This window comes from Blautia aquisgranensis (assembly GCF_040096615.1).
Taxonomy (GTDB): Bacteria; Bacillota; Clostridia; order Lachnospirales; family Lachnospiraceae; genus Blautia_A; species Blautia_A aquisgranensis.
The window spans coordinates 1-16,326 of sequence record NZ_JBBMEJ010000026.1 but is presented as its reverse complement, the minus strand read 5'-3'; the positions used below and the strand labels follow the sequence as shown (position 1 = coordinate 16,326).

Here is a 16,326-nt window from a genome sequence, read left to right as displayed (position 1 = left end):
AATGGAAATGGTAGTTGGTGTAAGATTTCGAAATGTAGGAAAAATATATTATTTTAATCCTAAGAACTATAAGGTAAAGGTTGGCGACCACGTGATCGTGGAGACAGCCAGAGGCATTGAGTATGGACGCGTTGTTCTGGAACCGCGCAGCGTGAAGGAGGACGAGGTCGTTCATCCGCTGAAAGAGGTTCTTCGTGTTGCAACGAAGGAGGACGAGGAACACGAGGCTGAGAACCGTCTGAAAGAGAAAGATGCGTTTAAGATCTGTAAGCAGAAGATCCGTGAGCATGGGCTTGAGATGAAGCTGATCGATGCGGAGTATACGTTCGATAATAATAAAGTTCTGTTTTATTTTACAGCAGATGGACGTATTGATTTCCGTCAGCTTGTAAAGGATCTGGCGTCTGTGTTTAAGACCAGGATCGAACTTCGTCAGATCGGTGTGCGTGATGAGACGAAGATTCTTGGCGGCATTGGTATCTGTGGAAGAACTCTTTGCTGTCATACGTATCTTTCCGAGTTTGCACCGGTTTCGATCAAGATGGCGAAGGAGCAGAATCTTTCTCTGAACCAGACGAAGATCTCCGGTGTCTGCGGAAGACTGATGTGCTGTCTGAAAAATGAGCAGGAAACATATGAAGAACTGAACAGAAATCTTCCTGGTATCGGTGATACAGTAACAACACCGCAGGGAACAACAGGTACAGTTCAGAGTGTGAATGTTCTCCGTCAGATGGTGAAGATCGTAGTGGAGGTCAACGATGAGAAGGAGATTCAGGAGTTTCCGGTACGTGATCTGAAATTCCGCCCGAAGAAGAAAAAAGGCAAGAATGCTCCGGAACACGAGGATAAAAAGGGAGATTCAAAACCGAATGAGAAATGATCTGGTTAAAAGCGGTGAGCGTGTGGATGATCTTCAGAATGGTTTTTTTGTGATCCAGGATCCGAAGAAATTCTGCTTCGGAATGGATGCAGTTCTGCTTTCGGGATTTGCCCGTGTGAAAAAGGATGAGGCTGCTCTGGATATGGGAACCGGTACGGGGATTATTCCGATCCTGCTTTCTCAGCGTACGGAGGGAAAGCATTTCACTGGCCTGGAGATCCAGGCAGAGTGCGCGGAGATGGCTGCCCGCAGTGTGAGATATAACTGTCTTGAGGACAGGGTGCGGATCGTTCAGGGTGATATCAAGGAGGCTGCCGGTATTTTTGGGGCGGCTTCTTTTGATGTGGTGACATGTAATCCACCGTATATGATCGGGCAGCATGGACTGACGAATCCGCATATGCCGAAGGCAATCGCCCGGCACGAGATCCTTTGCACGTTTGATGATGTTGCCGGACAGGCGGCACGTGTGCTGAAGGACAGAGGACGTTTTTACCTGGTGCACAGACCGTTCCGGCTGGTGGAGCTGATGGCTACGCTGACGAAATATAAGCTGGAGCCTAAGAGAATGCAGCTGGTTTATCCTTATATTGACAAAGAGCCGAATATGGTGCTTATTGAGGCCTGCAAGGGAGGGAATTCCAGGATTCAGATCGAGAGACCGCTGGTGGTTTATGAGAAGCCGGGAGTTTATACGAGGGATATTCTGGAGCTGTATCAGATGGTATGAGTGCCGGGGCACGGCTTTGCGGCCAAGCGAGAAAGAGGAATCTTATGAAAGAAAACGGAAAATTATATTTATGTGCCACTCCTATAGGAAACCTGGAAGATATCACATTCCGGGTTTTAAGAACGCTTAAGGAAGTGGACTTAATCGCAGCGGAAGATACCCGCAACAGTATTAAGCTTCTGAATCATTTTGATATTAAGACTCCGATGACGAGTTATCATGAATATAACAAAATCGATAAGGGGCATGTCCTTGTGGAAAAAATGCTGGCAGGTACCAATATCGCGCTGATCACGGATGCAGGTACTCCGGGCATCTCAGATCCGGGCGAAGAGCTTGCTGCCATGTGCTATGAGGCTGGTATTGAAGTGACTTCACTTCCGGGACCGGCGGCATGTATTACAGCGCTGACTTTGTCGGGGCTGCATACCAGGCGTTTTGCTTTTGAGGCTTTTCTTCCGGCCGATAAGAAAGAGCGAAAAATGATTCTGGAAGAGCTTTCCAATGAGACACGGACGATTATCCTGTATGAGGCTCCTCACAGGCTTGTGAGGACGCTTGGGGAGCTTAAGGAGGCATTGGGAAACCGCCGCGTGACTCTTTGCAGGGAGCTTACCAAGAAGCATGAAACTGCGTTTCGGACCACGATCGATGAGTTGATCGATTTTTACAAGAATGAGAAGCCGCTGGGTGAGTGTGTTCTTGTGATTGAGGGCCGCAGCCGCAGTGAGATGGAAGCAGAGAAGAGGGCGTCCTGGGAAGAGATTTCCATTGCGGAGCATGTTGCGATGTATGAGCAGCAGGGCAATTCCAGAAAGGATGCCATGAAGCTTGCTGCGAAGGATCGTGGTGTTTCCAAGAGGGATATTTATAAGGCATTGCTGGAGAGCGAAGAAGGGGAAAACTGATCGGAGCTGCCGACGTGATGCAGGAGAAATAAAAAAGAGCTGTATGCTTATTTTTACTGGCATTTGAGATGCGGTAGGATGGGTGTGCAGCTTTTTTATTGGTGTTCCTATAAATCGGGATGTGCAGATTTTGTCGAAAGTATTTTCTTGAAGTATAGAACATAATGTGGTAAGATTAAACTATAAAAGATCTAAAGCATATTTTTCTAAAATAATCTATTTTTTCTATTACATTTCATATATCAGGCAGCGAGCCTGTCATCTCAGAAAATTCATGCTTTATTCCATTTTTTTCAGCAGGAGTTTTCGGATGAGACTCCTTAGATTTTGAGGAAAGGAGTTGTGTATGACTGTAGAAAAAACAAGAACAAATAGCTCTGAATCATTTCAATGGCATCCGGCATTTTATGCGGAGATTCAGATAGAACTGGAAGAAGAACGGGAGAATCTTATTTTTGAGAATGAGCACCAGCTGGGGACGAAACCGATGGAGATTGATGTACTTGTGATCAAGAAGAAGAGAGAGACTCCGGTCAGTAAAAATATTGGCAGGATCTTTCGGAAATATAATATTATCGAGTATAAGAGTCCTACAGATTATATGAGTATCAATGATTTTTACAAGGTGTGCGGATATGCGTTTTTTTATAAATCAGATACAGTGCGGGAGGATGAAATACCTGTTGATCAGATTACGATATCACTGGTGAGCCGTTCTTATCCCAGGAAGCTGATTCAGCATCTGCAGAAGTTCTGGGGATGGCGGACAGATGTTTTTGATGAGGGCATTTATTATGTTCAGGGATTTAAGATTCCGATTCAGATCATTGTAACAGAACAGCTGTCAAAAGAAAAGAACCTGTGGCTGAGAAGTCTGACCGACAGAATAAAAGATCAGAATGATATGAAAAGGCTTCTCAATGAGTACAGAGAGAAAAAGGGAAATATATTATATGAATCTGTTATGCAGATGATCATAAGAGCGAATAAAGAGAAATTCAAGGAGGTTGATTGTATGTGTGAAGCGTTAGATGAGATTATTAAGATGCAGTTTGAGGAGAAATTAAGGGATAGATTAAAGGAGGGGTATAAAAGTGGTTATGGAGTAGGAATGCTGTTGGGGGTACAGCATGGAATGAAAGAGGGGATGCAGCAGGGAATGCAGCAGGGAATGGAACAGGGAATACAGCAGGGAATGGAACAGGGAATGCAGCAGGGAATGGAACAGGGAATACAACAGAGTACGCACAACATTAACAGCCTGATCTTACGTTTAGCTGAACTGGGAAGAACAGATGACATTATAAAATCTGCGTCAGATGCAGAATATCAGGAGAAGCTTTTACGGGAATTTGGGTTTGTGAAAGAGTAGTACAGAATCATATTTGGGGGCAGAATAAGAGCATATTGTACCTGTACTTTGAAATTGCATTTAATAAGATACTTTTTTGCCCGTATTTCCTATGATTTTGCGTGGAAATACGGGCTTTTTTATGCTATAATAAACACTATATCAGTATGTAAAAAAACGTTAATTTTACAGGTATAAATGACACTTCTGGAGCGGGTTTGAGAATTGCTTTCTGCAAAATGAAAAAAGTGTTCTGCAGAAATGAATTTTCAAACACGCCCGGACAGACAGGAACAGGAGGAATGACATGGGCGCAGAGAATACAGAATACGGCGCGGACCAGATCCAGATTCTGGAAGGACTGGAAGCTGTACGTAAAAGACCTGGAATGTATATCGGAAGTACATCCAGCCGTGGACTTCATCATCTTGTATATGAGATCGTAGATAATGCAGTAGATGAAGCACTGGCTGGTTTTTGTACGGAGATTCATGTAGATATCAATCCGGATAATTCCATTACAGTTACAGATAATGGTCGAGGTATTCCGGTTGGCATCAATCATAAGGCTGGTATTCCGGCAGTTGAGGTTGTATTTACCATTCTTCACGCAGGCGGTAAATTCGGCGGTGGAGGATATAAGGTATCCGGTGGACTTCACGGAGTTGGTGCATCTGTTGTAAATGCACTTTCCGAGTGGCTTGAGGTTACGATCTACCACGAGGGAAAAGAATATAAACAGAGATATGAGCGCGGCAAGACAATGTATCCGCTGAAAGTCGTAGGAGACTGTGATCCGGGACTTAGCGGAACGAAGGTATATTTCCTTCCGGATAAAGAAATCTTTGAGGAGACCGTTTATGATTACGATATTCTGAAGCAGAGACTTCGTGAGATGGCTTTCCTGACAAAAGGACTCCGGATTGTGCTGGAAGACAAGAGAGAAGGCCAGGAAAGAGAAAAAGTATTCCACTATGAAGGTGGTATCCGCGAATTCGTAAGCTATCTGAACAGAAGTAAAGAAGCTCTTTATCCGGAGATCATTTACTGTGAAGGTGAGAAGGATGGCGTATCTGTAGAGGTCGCTATGCAGCATAACGATTCCTATACAGAGAACACATATGGCTTTGTAAATAATATCAATACACCTGAGGGTGGTACACACATCACAGGTTTCCGTAATGCGATCACGAACACATTTAATGATTATGCACGCAAGAACAAACTTCTCAAGGACAGCGAACCGAATTTAAGCGGTGACGATATCAGAGAAGGACTGACTGCTATTGTCAGCGTTAAGATCGAGAATCCGCAGTTTGAGGGTCAGACCAAGCAGAAACTTGGAAACAGTGAGGCCAGAGGCGCAGTGGACAGCGTTGTAAGTAAACAGCTGGAAATCTTTCTGGAGCAGAATCCGACTGTAGCTAAGGCAACTGTTGAGAAATCTGTTCTCGCACAGAGAGCCAGAGAGGCAGCCAGAAAGGCAAGAGACCTTACCAGAAGAAAATCTGCACTGGATAGTATGTCACTGCCAGGTAAACTTGCAGACTGCTCTGACAAGAATCCGGAGAACTGTGAGATCTACATCGTAGAGGGAGATTCCGCGGGCGGTTCCGCCAAGACAGCGAGAAACCGTGCCACACAGGCAATCCTTCCGCTTCGTGGTAAGATCCTTAATGTAGAAAAAGCCCGTCTTGATAAGATCTACGGAAATGCTGAGATCAAGGCAATGATCACTGCTTTCGGAACAGGAATTCATGAAGATTTTGATATCTCCAAGCTTCGTTATCACAAGATCATCATTATGACAGATGCCGATGTCGATGGTGCACACATTGCGACCTTGCTGCTTACATTCCTGTACCGCTTCATGCCGGAGCTGATCAAACAGGGATATGTATATCTGGCACAGCCTCCTCTTTACAAGGTAGAGAAGAACAAGAAAGTATGGTACGCATACGATGATGATGAACTGAATAATATCCTTACCGAGATCGGACGTGATGGAAATAACAAGATCCAGCGTTATAAAGGTCTGGGCGAGATGGATGCAGAGCAGCTTTGGGAGACCACTATGGATCCAGAGAAGAGAATCCTTCTCCGTGTGACCATGGATGAGGCAGCTACATCCGAGATCGATCTGACATTTACCACTCTGATGGGAGACAAGGTAGAGCCAAGACGTGAATTTATCGAAGAAAATGCAAGATTTGTTAAGAATCTTGATATCTAGGAGAATAAAGTAGAATGGAAGATAATATTTTTGACAAAGTCCACGAAGTGGATTTGGAAAAAACAATGAAAGAATCTTACATCGACTATGCCATGAGTGTTATCGCCTCACGAGCTTTGCCTGATGTAAGAGACGGTCTGAAGCCGGTACAGCGTCGAGTACTGTATTCCATGATCGAGCTGAATAATGGTCCTGACAAGCCACACAGAAAATGTGCGCGTATTGTTGGTGATACCATGGGTAAATATCATCCGCATGGTGACAGCTCTATCTATGGAGCACTTGTAAATATGGCGCAGGAATGGTCTACAAGATATCCGCTTGTTGACGGACACGGAAATTTTGGCTCTGTGGACGGTGATGGCGCAGCAGCCATGCGATATACAGAGGCACGTCTCAGCAAGATTTCCATGGAGATGCTTGCCGACATCAACAAAGATACGGTTGATTTTCAGCCGAACTTTGATGAGACAGAACGTGAACCGGTTGTACTTCCGGCACGTTATCCGAACCTGCTGGTAAATGGTACTACAGGTATCGCGGTAGGTATGGCGACTAATATTCCGCCTCACAACCTTCGTGAGACGATCAATGCCGTTGTAAAAATCATCGACAATATCGTGGAAGAGGACAGAGAGACAGCGATCGAAGAGCTTCTGGAGATCGTCAAAGGACCTGATTTCCCGACAGGAGCAACAATCCTCGGAACAAGAGGAATTGAAGAAGCCTACCGTACAGGACGAGGCAAGATCCGCGTTCGTGCAGTAACGAATATTGAGACTTTGCCGAATGGCAAATCACGTATTGTAGTTACGGAGCTTCCGTACCTCGTAAATAAAGCTCGTCTTATTTCCAAGATTGCAGAGCTTGTCCGCGATAAAAAAATCGATGGTATCACAGACCTGAACGATCATTCCAGCCGTGAAGGAATGCGTATCTGTATTGATCTCCGTAAGGATGCCAATGCGAACGTTATCCTGAACCTGCTCTATAAGCATACACAGCTGCAGGATACTTTTGGCGTGATCATGCTTTCACTTGTTCCGAATCATGGAAGCATGGAGCCGAAGATCCTGAATCTGAAACAGATGCTGGAGTATTATCTGGAGCATCAGGAAAATGTAGTTCGAAGAAGAACACAGTATGATCTGAACAAGGCACAGGAGAGAGCACATATTTTGGAAGGTCTCCTGAAAGCACTTGATAACATTGATGAAGTGATCCGTATCATCCGCGCTTCCCGTAATGTACAGATTGCCAAGCAGGAGCTGATCGACCGCTTTGAGCTGACAGATGTACAGGCACAGGCAATCGTGGATATGCGTCTCCGTGCACTGACAGGTCTGGAAAGAGAGAAGCTGGAAGCAGAGTATGCAGAGCTTATGGAAAAGATCCGCAAGTTCCAGGCAATCCTTGCAGACCGTAAGCTTCTTCTCCGTGTGATCCGTGAGGAGATCCTTGCCATTGCTGAGAAATATGGTGATGACAGAAAGACAGCAATCGGATACGATGTATACGATATTTCCACAGAGGATCTGATCCCGAGAGAGAATACAGTTATCGCAATGACCAAGCTTGGTTACATCAAGCGAATGACCGTTGATAACTTCCGCAGCCAGAACCGTGGAGGAAGGGGAATCAAGGGAATGCAGACCATTGAGGATGACTATATTGAAGAACTTCTGATGACCACAACGCATCATTATCTCATGTTCTTTACGAATACAGGTCGTGTATACAGACTGAAGGTATATGAGATTCCGGAAGCCGGACGTACAGCCAGAGGAACTGCGATCATCAATCTTCTGCAGCTTGCTCCGGGTGAAAAGATCACTGCAGTGATCCCTCTTCGTAAGTATGAAGAAGGCCATTATCTGATGATGGCAACTAAGAAGGGTCTTGTAAAGAAAACTCCGATCAAGGATTACGAGAATGTCCGTAAGACAGGTCTTACAGCGATTGTTCTTCGTGATGATGATGAGCTGATCGAGGTTAAAGCAACTGACAATAATAAAGATATTATTCTTGTGACCAAGGACGGACAGTGCATTCGTTTCAAAGAAACAGATGTCCGCAGTACAGGACGTGCATCTATGGGTGTAAGAGGTATGAATCTCGGTGATGGTGATGAAGTAGTTGCAATGCAGCTCAACACACAGGGCGATTATCTGTTAGTAGTATCTGAGAACGGAATGGGCAAAAGAACTGCAATGAGTGAATTCGTTGTTCAGAACCGTGGTGGTAAAGGTGTCAAGTGTTATAAGATCACGGAGAAAACAGGAAATGTTGTTGGAGCCAAGGCAGTCAATGAAGAAAACGAGATCATGATGATCACAACAGAGGGAATTATCATCCGTCTGCTCTGTGAGGATATCTCAGTTCTCGGAAGAATTACGTCCGGTGTTAAGATGATCAATCTTACAGAGGGCGTAACGGTTGCAAGTATTGCCAAGGTAAGAGACAAAGATCCGGAAGCAGACACAAAGGCTGCAAAAGCTGACGACGAGACGGACAATGTTGAAGAATCCGCAGATGAAGCTGTTTCTACAGACAGTGAAGAAGAATAAGATCGAGGATGAGTCATGGCGACGACAAAGAAAAAACGCAGAAAAAAATCTGTGAAAAAGCTGAAATATTCCAATAGAAATTTAAATTTTGTCCATGTAGTGACACTGGCAGGAATCATACTGATCCTGCTGGTGATCATCCTGGCAGTCAGGGGATGCGGAGGCATCAGCCACAGAACGCCGGAAGGTGTTGTGGAAGGTTACATCAAGGCAGCAGTAGCAGGCAAGGACAAGAAAATGCAGGAGTGCTACAGTGCAGATAAGATATCCGATGAAGCGAAAACAGAGATTTCGTCCACCATCAAATATTTCCAGGCACACGGTGCGAAGGATGTAAATATTGACAGCTGTGAAGCCATTTCTGAGAGCAAGAGCTACTCCTATGTTTATATCCGCTATAATCTTGTTTTGCAGAATGACCAGGAATATCCATGTATCAGTACATATCTTGTAAAGGTGCAGGATAAGAAATATTATCTGTACTCACCATCAGATATTTCTGATAAGATCAGCCAGCAGGCGGCAAAAGATTATCAGAAATTTATGACAACGAAAACCTATACAGATTATACCAAGGCTTATGAGATCTTTCTGAAAAAGAATCCGGGTTATGAGGACAAGATCGCCTCGAAACTTAACGGATAAAAGCTGACAGGAGGACATGTGCGATGAAGAGAATTTTGCTTATGGTGTTCAGAAATCTGTTCTTTGTTCCTTACTGGTGGATCAAGCTTTGCTGGTATGCAGCACACACAGATGATTATCCGGAAGAGAAAAAATACGCATTTTTGCGGCATGTAGATGATCATGCGATCGAAGGCGGAAATATTCATATCGATGTGCATGGAGAACAAAACATCCCCAAGGAAAACGGATTTATGTTTTTTCCGAATCATCAGGGATTGTTTGATGTACTGGCAATCATCAAGGCGTGTCCAGTTCCGTTTTCTGTGGTAGCTAAGAAGGAAGTAGGAGATATTCCATTTCTGAAGCAGGTTTTTGCCTGCATGAAGGCGTATATGATTGACAGAGAGGACCTGAAGCAGTCCATGCAGGTCATTGTCAATGTGATCCGTGAAGTGAAATCCGGACGGAATTACCTGATTTTTCCTGAAGGAACCAGAAGTAAGAACGGAAATCATCCGGGTACATTCAAGGGAGGTAGTTTTAAAACCGCTACCAAGACGAAATGCCCGATCGTTCCGGTGGCACTGATCGATTCGTACAAGGCTTTTGATACTGGTTCTACAGAGAGGATTACAGTGCAGGTGCATATTCTTCCTCCGATGTATTATGAGGAATATAAAGATATGCATACCACGGAGATCGCTGAGGAAGTGAAGAGACGGATTGAGAATGTGATCGAGGAGAATATCTGAGAGAAACTGTATATATAATGAAGACATGAAAAAGAATCATGATGACCACGTATTTTACGTAGTGATCATGATTTTTTTTGCTGAAAAAAAGAATACGTTTTCACAAAATAACATTGACTTTTTTTACAACACTTATTATCATATAAATCATATTTAAATACTATGAAATAAAAAGCAAAGAAAATCTTCATTACTGTTTATAGACAGAAAGAACAGCAGAGAAATTTTTTCCAGAGAGGGAATGGTACATGTCTATCAAAAAAATTGCAGAAAAGGCAGGGGTTTCACCGGCGACGGTTTCCCGGGTGTTGAATAATCCCAATTATAAATGTTCTGTTCCCGGACTCAGGGACAAGATATGGAAAACAGCGATCGAGATGAATTATGTTCCAAATGAGGCAGCCAGGAACCTGAAACGGGGCGTTTCTGCGAAGCGGGAAAAAACGTGGTACATCAATATTCTGATGACAAGAACAGACTCGTCTCAGACCGATCCGTTTTTTGCGGAGCTGCTTCGGGTGATCGAGAGCGAGATCCATGATAAAAACTGTATTCTTTCCAAGGTCTGGTATATGTCGGTATTTTCCGATGACAGAAAGTGCCGCCGGGAGAATCTGGACCGGCTGATCGACGGAATGTACCAGGAGGTAGACGGGAAGCGGGACGGTCTGATCATTATCGGCAGATGTAATAAGGAAGCTTTAAAGAAGTTGAACCGGAAATATAAGAGCGTGGTGTCAGTGAACCGGAATTCTACCAATTATGAAGTAGACGAAGTACTTTGTGATGGAAAAAAGATCGCGTCAGCGGCGGTGGAATATCTGATCTCACTGGGACATAAAAATATCGGCTATGTAGGCAAGTGTCACAATGAGGAACGGTACAACGGTTATCTGGAAACCTTGAAGAGACATGAGCTGGATGTGATCCCGGAATACGTTGTGGAGACGAAGCAGACAGAGGCAGAAGGCTATGAAGCCATGGAGAAATTTTTCCAGTCGGATGATATGCCCACAGGAATCTACTGTGCCAATGATATTTCGGCTATCGGAATGCTGAAATGCCTGAACAAATTCCGGAACCGTTATTACATGCCGTCGATCATATCCAGCGATGACATTCAGGAGGCACAGTTCACGAAACCGATGCTGACAACCGTAAGCCTTCCGAAAGAAGATATGGGAAAATTCGCTTTGTATCTGCTTTTGGATCGTTTGAAGGGTGGTCATTCCGGAATCGTCCGTATGGAGCTGGAGGGCAGACTTATGATCCGCAACAGCTGTAGCAGTGTAGAGGACAGCATGTGGAGTGACTACTGTATCTGAGAGTCTGGAGCTGATCTGGAAGAAATTTTTCCAGGCGCAGACATATTAGGTGAAAACGTTTTCAGATATTCATATTTAAATAATAGGAATAATATGGTTTAATGTATTCAATTCAATTAAAGAGCTTTACAGCAATCAGCGTATACACGATGAAATACAGCGAAATAAAATGGGCATTGAAAAGGAGTACATAAACCATGAAAAAAAGATGGATCGCAGGAGTCTGTATCGGACTGGCGGCAGTTGTCCTGGCAGGAACCTTTGCAGTATCGGGAAACAATACAGGAGATAAAAATCATGTGGAGATCATCAATGTGTCATATGATCCTACGAGAGAATTTTATGAGGAATACAACAAGATCTTTGCAGAGCACTGGAAAGAAGAAACCGGTCAGACAGTGGATGTGATCCAGTCCCACGGGGGCTCCGGAAAGCAGGCACTTGAGATCGCCAACGGACTTCCGGCAGATGTGGCAACACTGGCATTGGAATATGACATTGACGCGATCCGGAATGCAGGGATGATCGATCCGGGATGGATCAGTGAATATCCGGATGATAGTGCTCCGTATACTTCAACGATCGTATTTCTGGTGCGAAAAGGAAATCCGAAAAACATTCATGACTGGGATGATCTGGTAAAGGATGGCGTTGGTGTGATCACACCGAATCCGAAAACCTCCGGAGGTGCGCGCTGGAATTATATGGCAGCCTGGGCTTATGCCAATGAGAAATATAACGGCAATGAGTCTGAGATGAAAGATTTTATAAAGAAGCTTTACAAAAACGTTCTTGTTCTGGATTCCGGAGCAAGAGGAGCAACCACATCCTTCGTGGAAAACGGGCAGGGTGATGTGCTGATCGCATGGGAAAATGAAGCGTTCCTTTCTGTAAGGGACAATCCGGATGATTACGAGATCGTAACACCGAGCATCAGTATCCTGGCGCAGCCATCTGTTGCAGTGGTAGACGAAAATGTGAAAAAGCATGACAACGAAGAGGCTGCAAAGGCATATCTGAAATATCTGTATTCCGATGAGGCACAGGAGCTGATTGCTGAGAATTATTACAGACCTGTAGATCAGAAGATTTTGAAAAAGCATGCAGATATTTTTAACCTGAATGTGAAGCTGGCAACGATCAAAGATTTCGGCGGCTGGGATGCCGTGCAGAAAAAGCATTTCGCAGATGGCGGAGTGTTTGATGAGATCTATGAAGAATAGATGAGAGTGAGGGGAAACAGAAATGAAAAAACAACAGAGTAAACGGGTGATACCAGGCTTTGGACTGACAATGGGAGTGACTTTGGCGATGCTGAGTATCGTGGTTCTGATTCCTCTTGCATCACTTGCTGTATATTCGGCACGACTTGGATTTCGGGAGTTTTTTGAAGTGATCACAAGGCCCAGGGTTCTGGCGGGATTTTATGTAAGTTTTATCACTGCATTTGCGGCGACCGTGGTCAATGCCATTATGGGACTTATTCTGGCATGGGTGCTGGTGCGGTATGATTTTCCGGGAAAAAGGATCATGGATGGAATGATCGAGCTGCCTTTTGCACTGCCCACTGCAGTTGCCGGTATCTCGCTGACTTCCCTGATGTCGGATAAAGGTTTTGTGGGAAGCTTCTTTGCAAAGTTTGGTATCAAGATCGCGTATACCAGGATCGGTATCACGGTGGCGTTGATCTTTGTGGGAATTCCTTTTGTAGTTCGTGCCATTCAGCCGGTGCTGGAAAAGCTGGACGGCTCCTATGAGGAGGCGGCACGTGTTATGGGCGCAAAACCCTTCACGATCTTCCGGAGAGTTATTTTTCCGGAGCTTCTTCCGGCAATGCTTTCGGGAGCGGGACTTGCTTTCGGACGCTGCCTGGGAGAATACGGAAGTGTTGTTTTTATCGCAGGAAACAAGCCTTATTATACAGAGATCACGCCGTTGATTATCATGTCAAAGCTTCAGGAATTTGACTACGAAAGTGCAACATCGATCGCACTGGTAACGCTGGCAGTATCATTTCTGATCCTGTTCGGTGTGAACATGGTGCAGGCAAGAAATACGAAACGTATCAGAGGGAGGGACGCATAATGGACGAAAAAAAGAAGCAGGCCGGCGGGCCGGTGAAATGGATCCTGATCGGGATTTCCGTGCTCTTTCTTTTTGTGATGCTGGTGCTTCCTCTGGTGGTTGTTGTGACTCAGGCGCTGAGCAAGGGCTGGCAGTGCTATGTAGAGGCGGTAACAGATGAGTACACGCTGAAAGCTCTGGTGCTTACCATTGAAGCGACAGTAGCTGCTGTTGTGTGCAACACGATTTTCGGTCTGTGTGCAGCCTGGGCTATGACCAGATTTCATTTCCGTGGGAAAAAACTTCTTACGACTTTGATCGATATTCCGGTTACCGTATCACCGGTCATCGCTGGTCTTATCTACATTCTGGTTTTCGGAAAACAGAGCCCGCTGTACCCAGTTCTTGAAAAAGCAGGAATTCAGATCGTATTTGCAGTTCCGGGAATCATTCTGGCAACAATCTTTGTTACGTTTCCTTTTGTATCGCGAGAAATCATTCCGGTTCTGGAATCCATTGGTTCCGATGAGGAAGAGGCGGCAGCACTGATGGGTGCGAAAGGCTGGACGATCTTTACGAAAGTAACTTTCCCGCATATTAAATGGGCGTTCCTTTATGGTGTTGTGCTGTGTACAGCAAGAGCAATGGGAGAGTTTGGAGCAGTGTCCGTACTGTCCGGACATCTCCGTGGAAAAACAAATACACTTCCGCTTCATGTGGAGATTCTTTATAACGAATTCCAGTATGTTCCGGCGTTTGCGGTTTCTTCGATCCTGGTGATCCTGGCGGTGATCCTTCTGATCGCGAGAAACGTTCTGGAGCATAAGGGAAAGGGGGAAAAAGGCGATGTACGTTGAGTTAAAAAATATCAATAAAACATATGGAGATTACAAGGCATCTGACAACGTAAGTTTTGGCATCGAAAAAGGTAAGCTGATCGGTCTTCTCGGTCCCAGCGGAAGCGGAAAGACAACGATCCTCCGTATGATCGCCGGTCTGGAACAGCCGGATAGCGGCGAGATCATCATTGACGGAAGAGTGGTCAATGATGTTCCTGCCAGCGAGCGAGGTATTGGATTTGTGTTCCAGAATTATGCCCTTTTCCGGTATATGACTGTGTATGATAACATTGCTTTCGGACTGAAGGTACAGAAAGCTGACAAAAAATATATTAAACAGAGAGTTATGGAACTGGTAGAGCTGATCGGGCTGAAAGGACTTGAGAAAAGATATCCAAGTCAGCTGTCCGGTGGACAGAGGCAGAGAGTTGCTTTTGCGCGAGCGCTTGCCCCGAATCCTCAGCTGCTTCTGCTGGATGAGCCGTTTGCTGCGATCGATGCAAAGATCCGTACAGAGCTTCGAAGCTGGCTGAAGGATATGATCGAGAAGCTTGGAATTACCAGTATTTTTGTTACTCATGACCAGGATGAGGCCATTGAGGTTGCAGATGAGATCATCATTACCAACCGTGGACGGATCGAGCAGAAGGGAACTCCGCTGGAGGTTTACCAGAATCCGGATACTGCTTTTACGGCGGGATTCTTCGGCCAGACTTCCGTGATCGATGATTATCAGATATTTAATCACTTCGAGGAGGTTCCTGGTGGCGAGAAAGCGATCATCCGTCCGGAGTTTGTGAAGGTGACGAAGAAGAACGAGGAGCAGAAGTATAAGAGTTCTGCTACAGAGGGTGTAGTTGAACGAGTTGCTTTCCGTGGAAGCAGCCTGGAGCTTCGTGTCCGTGTGGGAGACACTGTTTTAAGTGCCAGAAGAAGCCTGGATGAGGAGCCTGTACGGGAAGGTGAGATTGTGGATGTGTTTGTGCAGAGGATTTTTGTGACGAAGGGAAATGAAGCAGTGTTGCTGCATAACACAGCCATGGTTGAGGACTGGCTGGTCATATAAAAAAATGTCGCGAGAGCGACATTTTTTTATGAGCAAGTAGCGAAGCGGATTGCGAATATCATTAGGTAATGTCGCGAAAGCGGCATTTCAGACTGTAGACAAACTTGGTGTTGGGTGTTATATCCAGCACCATTTTTCTTTTAAAACTTCTTTTCTTTTTATTTTCTTCAAAATCAACAAAAATCTGGCTGTATTCCAATCTCGTTTTTCCAGAATCTTTGCCAGTTTTTTCAAATTCATGCATGCAAAGATAAGCCCGGCTTTCATTTCCATCCGTGCTTTTCCTACATACTGCGTATATCGAAATCCATGCTGTTCTTTAGCTGTACCGAAGATCCGCTCTATGGTTTCTTTTCTTAACTGGTAGATCTGTCTGTTTCCGATCGTGTGCCGAATGTCTTCTGCTACTTCCATGTATTCTTCCCATACATGACGTGTGATCAGTTTTACATGATCTTTGCTTTCTGTACATTTTGAAAGATATTGGCATTCAGCACAATGCTCACCGCAGCTTTTATACTCTTTATATCCATTTCTGTTTGTTGTACTGTATGTCAGTATATGTGCTCCCGGACATATATAACAATCATAGTATTCATCATATGCGAATTCGTGTTTTCCGAAAAAGCCTTCTTTGGTCTTGGGACGGGTATACGGAAAAAGTGGTTGAATTCCATCTTCCGACAGCTGATGGGCGATTGCCGGAGTTTTATATCCTGCATCTGCAACTACCATCTGTGGATTCAGTTTAGGAAGATAAGCGGGAATCCTCGGTAATTCAATTGCCGAGATGAAAGTGAAACTGTGCATATCTGCACATGATAAGTAAATATATTTCCTTTTTCACTAAAAAATCTAAAAAAATGCTGTATCCAGTTTTATTAAAAAAGAAAATATGTTCGGCATTTTATTGTGATATTCTTAATACTATGCTATACTATATGTATGAAGGAGAATCTTATACATTACCGCACTTGTGTG

At 44.6% G+C, this 16,326-nt stretch carries 13 protein-coding genes and 1 pseudogene; 13 read left to right on the top strand and 1 reads right to left on the bottom strand.

Going from position 1 to position 16,326, the window contains the following annotated elements; genetic code table 11:
* Position 1: 1 nt before the first annotated feature.
* The 13 genes from WMO28_RS15430 to WMO28_RS15370 all read left to right on the top strand — a co-directional run bounded on the left by WMO28_RS15430 (position 2) and on the right by WMO28_RS15370 (position 15,345).
* A complete protein-coding gene (locus WMO28_RS15430) occupies positions 2–883 on the top strand; it encodes a stage 0 sporulation family protein (protein WP_178643781.1) in 882 nt (293 codons plus the stop codon).
* A complete protein-coding gene (locus tag WMO28_RS15425; RefSeq protein WP_178643779.1) occupies positions 873–1,613 on the top strand; it encodes a methyltransferase in 741 nt (246 codons plus the stop codon). Before WMO28_RS15430 ends, WMO28_RS15425 begins: the two co-directional genes overlap by 11 nt.
* 44 nt (positions 1,614–1,657) lie before the next feature.
* Positions 1,658–2,521, top strand: a complete 864-nt coding sequence (gene rsmI / locus WMO28_RS15420; RefSeq protein WP_178643778.1) for a 16S rRNA (cytidine(1402)-2'-O)-methyltransferase — start codon at positions 1,658–1,660, stop codon at positions 2,519–2,521.
* Positions 2,522–2,867: 346 nt separating this feature from the next.
* Positions 2,868–3,893 (top strand): hypothetical protein, encoded by a 1,026-nt coding sequence (locus WMO28_RS15415; RefSeq protein WP_349057563.1) that lies wholly within the window; start codon positions 2,868–2,870, stop codon positions 3,891–3,893.
* A gap of 286 nt (positions 3,894–4,179) precedes the next feature.
* On the top strand, positions 4,180–6,105 hold the full coding sequence (gene gyrB / locus WMO28_RS15410; RefSeq protein ID WP_178642826.1) for a DNA topoisomerase (ATP-hydrolyzing) subunit B: 1,926 nt from the start codon (positions 4,180–4,182) through the stop codon (positions 6,103–6,105).
* A gap of 14 nt (positions 6,106–6,119) precedes the next feature.
* The gene (gene gyrA, locus WMO28_RS15405) at positions 6,120–8,672 is read left to right on the top strand and encodes a DNA gyrase subunit A (protein ID WP_349057562.1); all 2,553 of its coding nucleotides are present in this window, start codon (positions 6,120–6,122) and stop codon (positions 8,670–8,672) included.
* Between the two features lie 15 nt (positions 8,673–8,687).
* Positions 8,688–9,317: a hypothetical protein gene (locus WMO28_RS15400; protein WP_349057561.1), complete on the top strand. Its 630-nt coding sequence runs from the start codon at positions 8,688–8,690 to the stop codon at positions 9,315–9,317.
* 23 nt (positions 9,318–9,340) lie between these two features.
* Positions 9,341–10,051, top strand: a complete 711-nt coding sequence (locus WMO28_RS15395; protein ID WP_349057560.1) for a lysophospholipid acyltransferase family protein — start codon at positions 9,341–9,343, stop codon at positions 10,049–10,051.
* A 248-nt stretch (positions 10,052–10,299) separates the two neighbouring features.
* Positions 10,300–11,376, top strand: coding sequence for a substrate-binding domain-containing protein (locus WMO28_RS15390; RefSeq protein WP_178642820.1), 1,077 nt, complete (start codon positions 10,300–10,302; stop codon positions 11,374–11,376).
* Between the two features lie 197 nt (positions 11,377–11,573).
* Positions 11,574–12,599 carry a sulfate ABC transporter substrate-binding protein gene (locus tag WMO28_RS15385; RefSeq protein ID WP_349057559.1) on the top strand — a complete coding sequence of 342 codons (1,026 nt, stop codon included), beginning with the start codon at positions 11,574–11,576 and terminating at the stop codon, positions 12,597–12,599.
* Between the two features lie 22 nt (positions 12,600–12,621).
* Positions 12,622–13,461, top strand: coding sequence for a sulfate ABC transporter permease subunit CysT (gene cysT / locus WMO28_RS15380; protein WP_178642816.1), 840 nt, complete (start codon positions 12,622–12,624; stop codon positions 13,459–13,461).
* A complete protein-coding gene (gene cysW, locus WMO28_RS15375) occupies positions 13,461–14,297 on the top strand; it encodes a sulfate ABC transporter permease subunit CysW (protein WP_178642814.1) in 837 nt (278 codons plus the stop codon). The genes cysT and cysW overlap by 1 nt, the downstream gene beginning before the upstream one ends.
* Complete coding sequence (locus WMO28_RS15370; RefSeq protein WP_349057558.1) at positions 14,287–15,345, top strand: sulfate/molybdate ABC transporter ATP-binding protein; 1,059 nt, start codon at positions 14,287–14,289, stop codon at positions 15,343–15,345. Before cysW ends, WMO28_RS15370 begins: the two co-directional genes overlap by 11 nt.
* 117 nt (positions 15,346–15,462) lie before the next feature.
* Here WMO28_RS15370 and WMO28_RS15365 read toward each other — a convergent pair.
* Positions 15,463–16,083: pseudogene (locus tag WMO28_RS15365) on the bottom strand (transposase); the annotation flags it as partial.
* Between the last annotated feature and the right edge of the window lie 243 nt (positions 16,084–16,326).

Coding starts and splice junctions, on each gene's coding strand:
- WMO28_RS15430 (WP_178643781.1), top strand. CDS start 2: ATGGAAATGGTAGTTGGTGTAAGATTTCGAAATGTAGGAAAAATATAT.
- WMO28_RS15425 (WP_178643779.1), top strand. CDS start 873: ATGAGAAATGATCTGGTTAAAAGCGGTGAGCGTGTGGATGATCTTCAG.
- rsmI (WP_178643778.1), top strand. CDS start 1,658: ATGAAAGAAAACGGAAAATTATATTTATGTGCCACTCCTATAGGAAAC.
- WMO28_RS15415 (WP_349057563.1), top strand. CDS start 2,868: ATGACTGTAGAAAAAACAAGAACAAATAGCTCTGAATCATTTCAATGG.
- gyrB (WP_178642826.1), top strand. CDS start 4,180: ATGGGCGCAGAGAATACAGAATACGGCGCGGACCAGATCCAGATTCTG.
- gyrA (WP_349057562.1), top strand. CDS start 6,120: ATGGAAGATAATATTTTTGACAAAGTCCACGAAGTGGATTTGGAAAAA.
- WMO28_RS15400 (WP_349057561.1), top strand. CDS start 8,688: ATGGCGACGACAAAGAAAAAACGCAGAAAAAAATCTGTGAAAAAGCTG.
- WMO28_RS15395 (WP_349057560.1), top strand. CDS start 9,341: ATGAAGAGAATTTTGCTTATGGTGTTCAGAAATCTGTTCTTTGTTCCT.
- WMO28_RS15390 (WP_178642820.1), top strand. CDS start 10,300: ATGTCTATCAAAAAAATTGCAGAAAAGGCAGGGGTTTCACCGGCGACG.
- WMO28_RS15385 (WP_349057559.1), top strand. CDS start 11,574: ATGAAAAAAAGATGGATCGCAGGAGTCTGTATCGGACTGGCGGCAGTT.
- cysT (WP_178642816.1), top strand. CDS start 12,622: ATGAAAAAACAACAGAGTAAACGGGTGATACCAGGCTTTGGACTGACA.
- cysW (WP_178642814.1), top strand. CDS start 13,461: ATGGACGAAAAAAAGAAGCAGGCCGGCGGGCCGGTGAAATGGATCCTG.
- WMO28_RS15370 (WP_349057558.1), top strand. CDS start 14,287: ATGTACGTTGAGTTAAAAAATATCAATAAAACATATGGAGATTACAAG.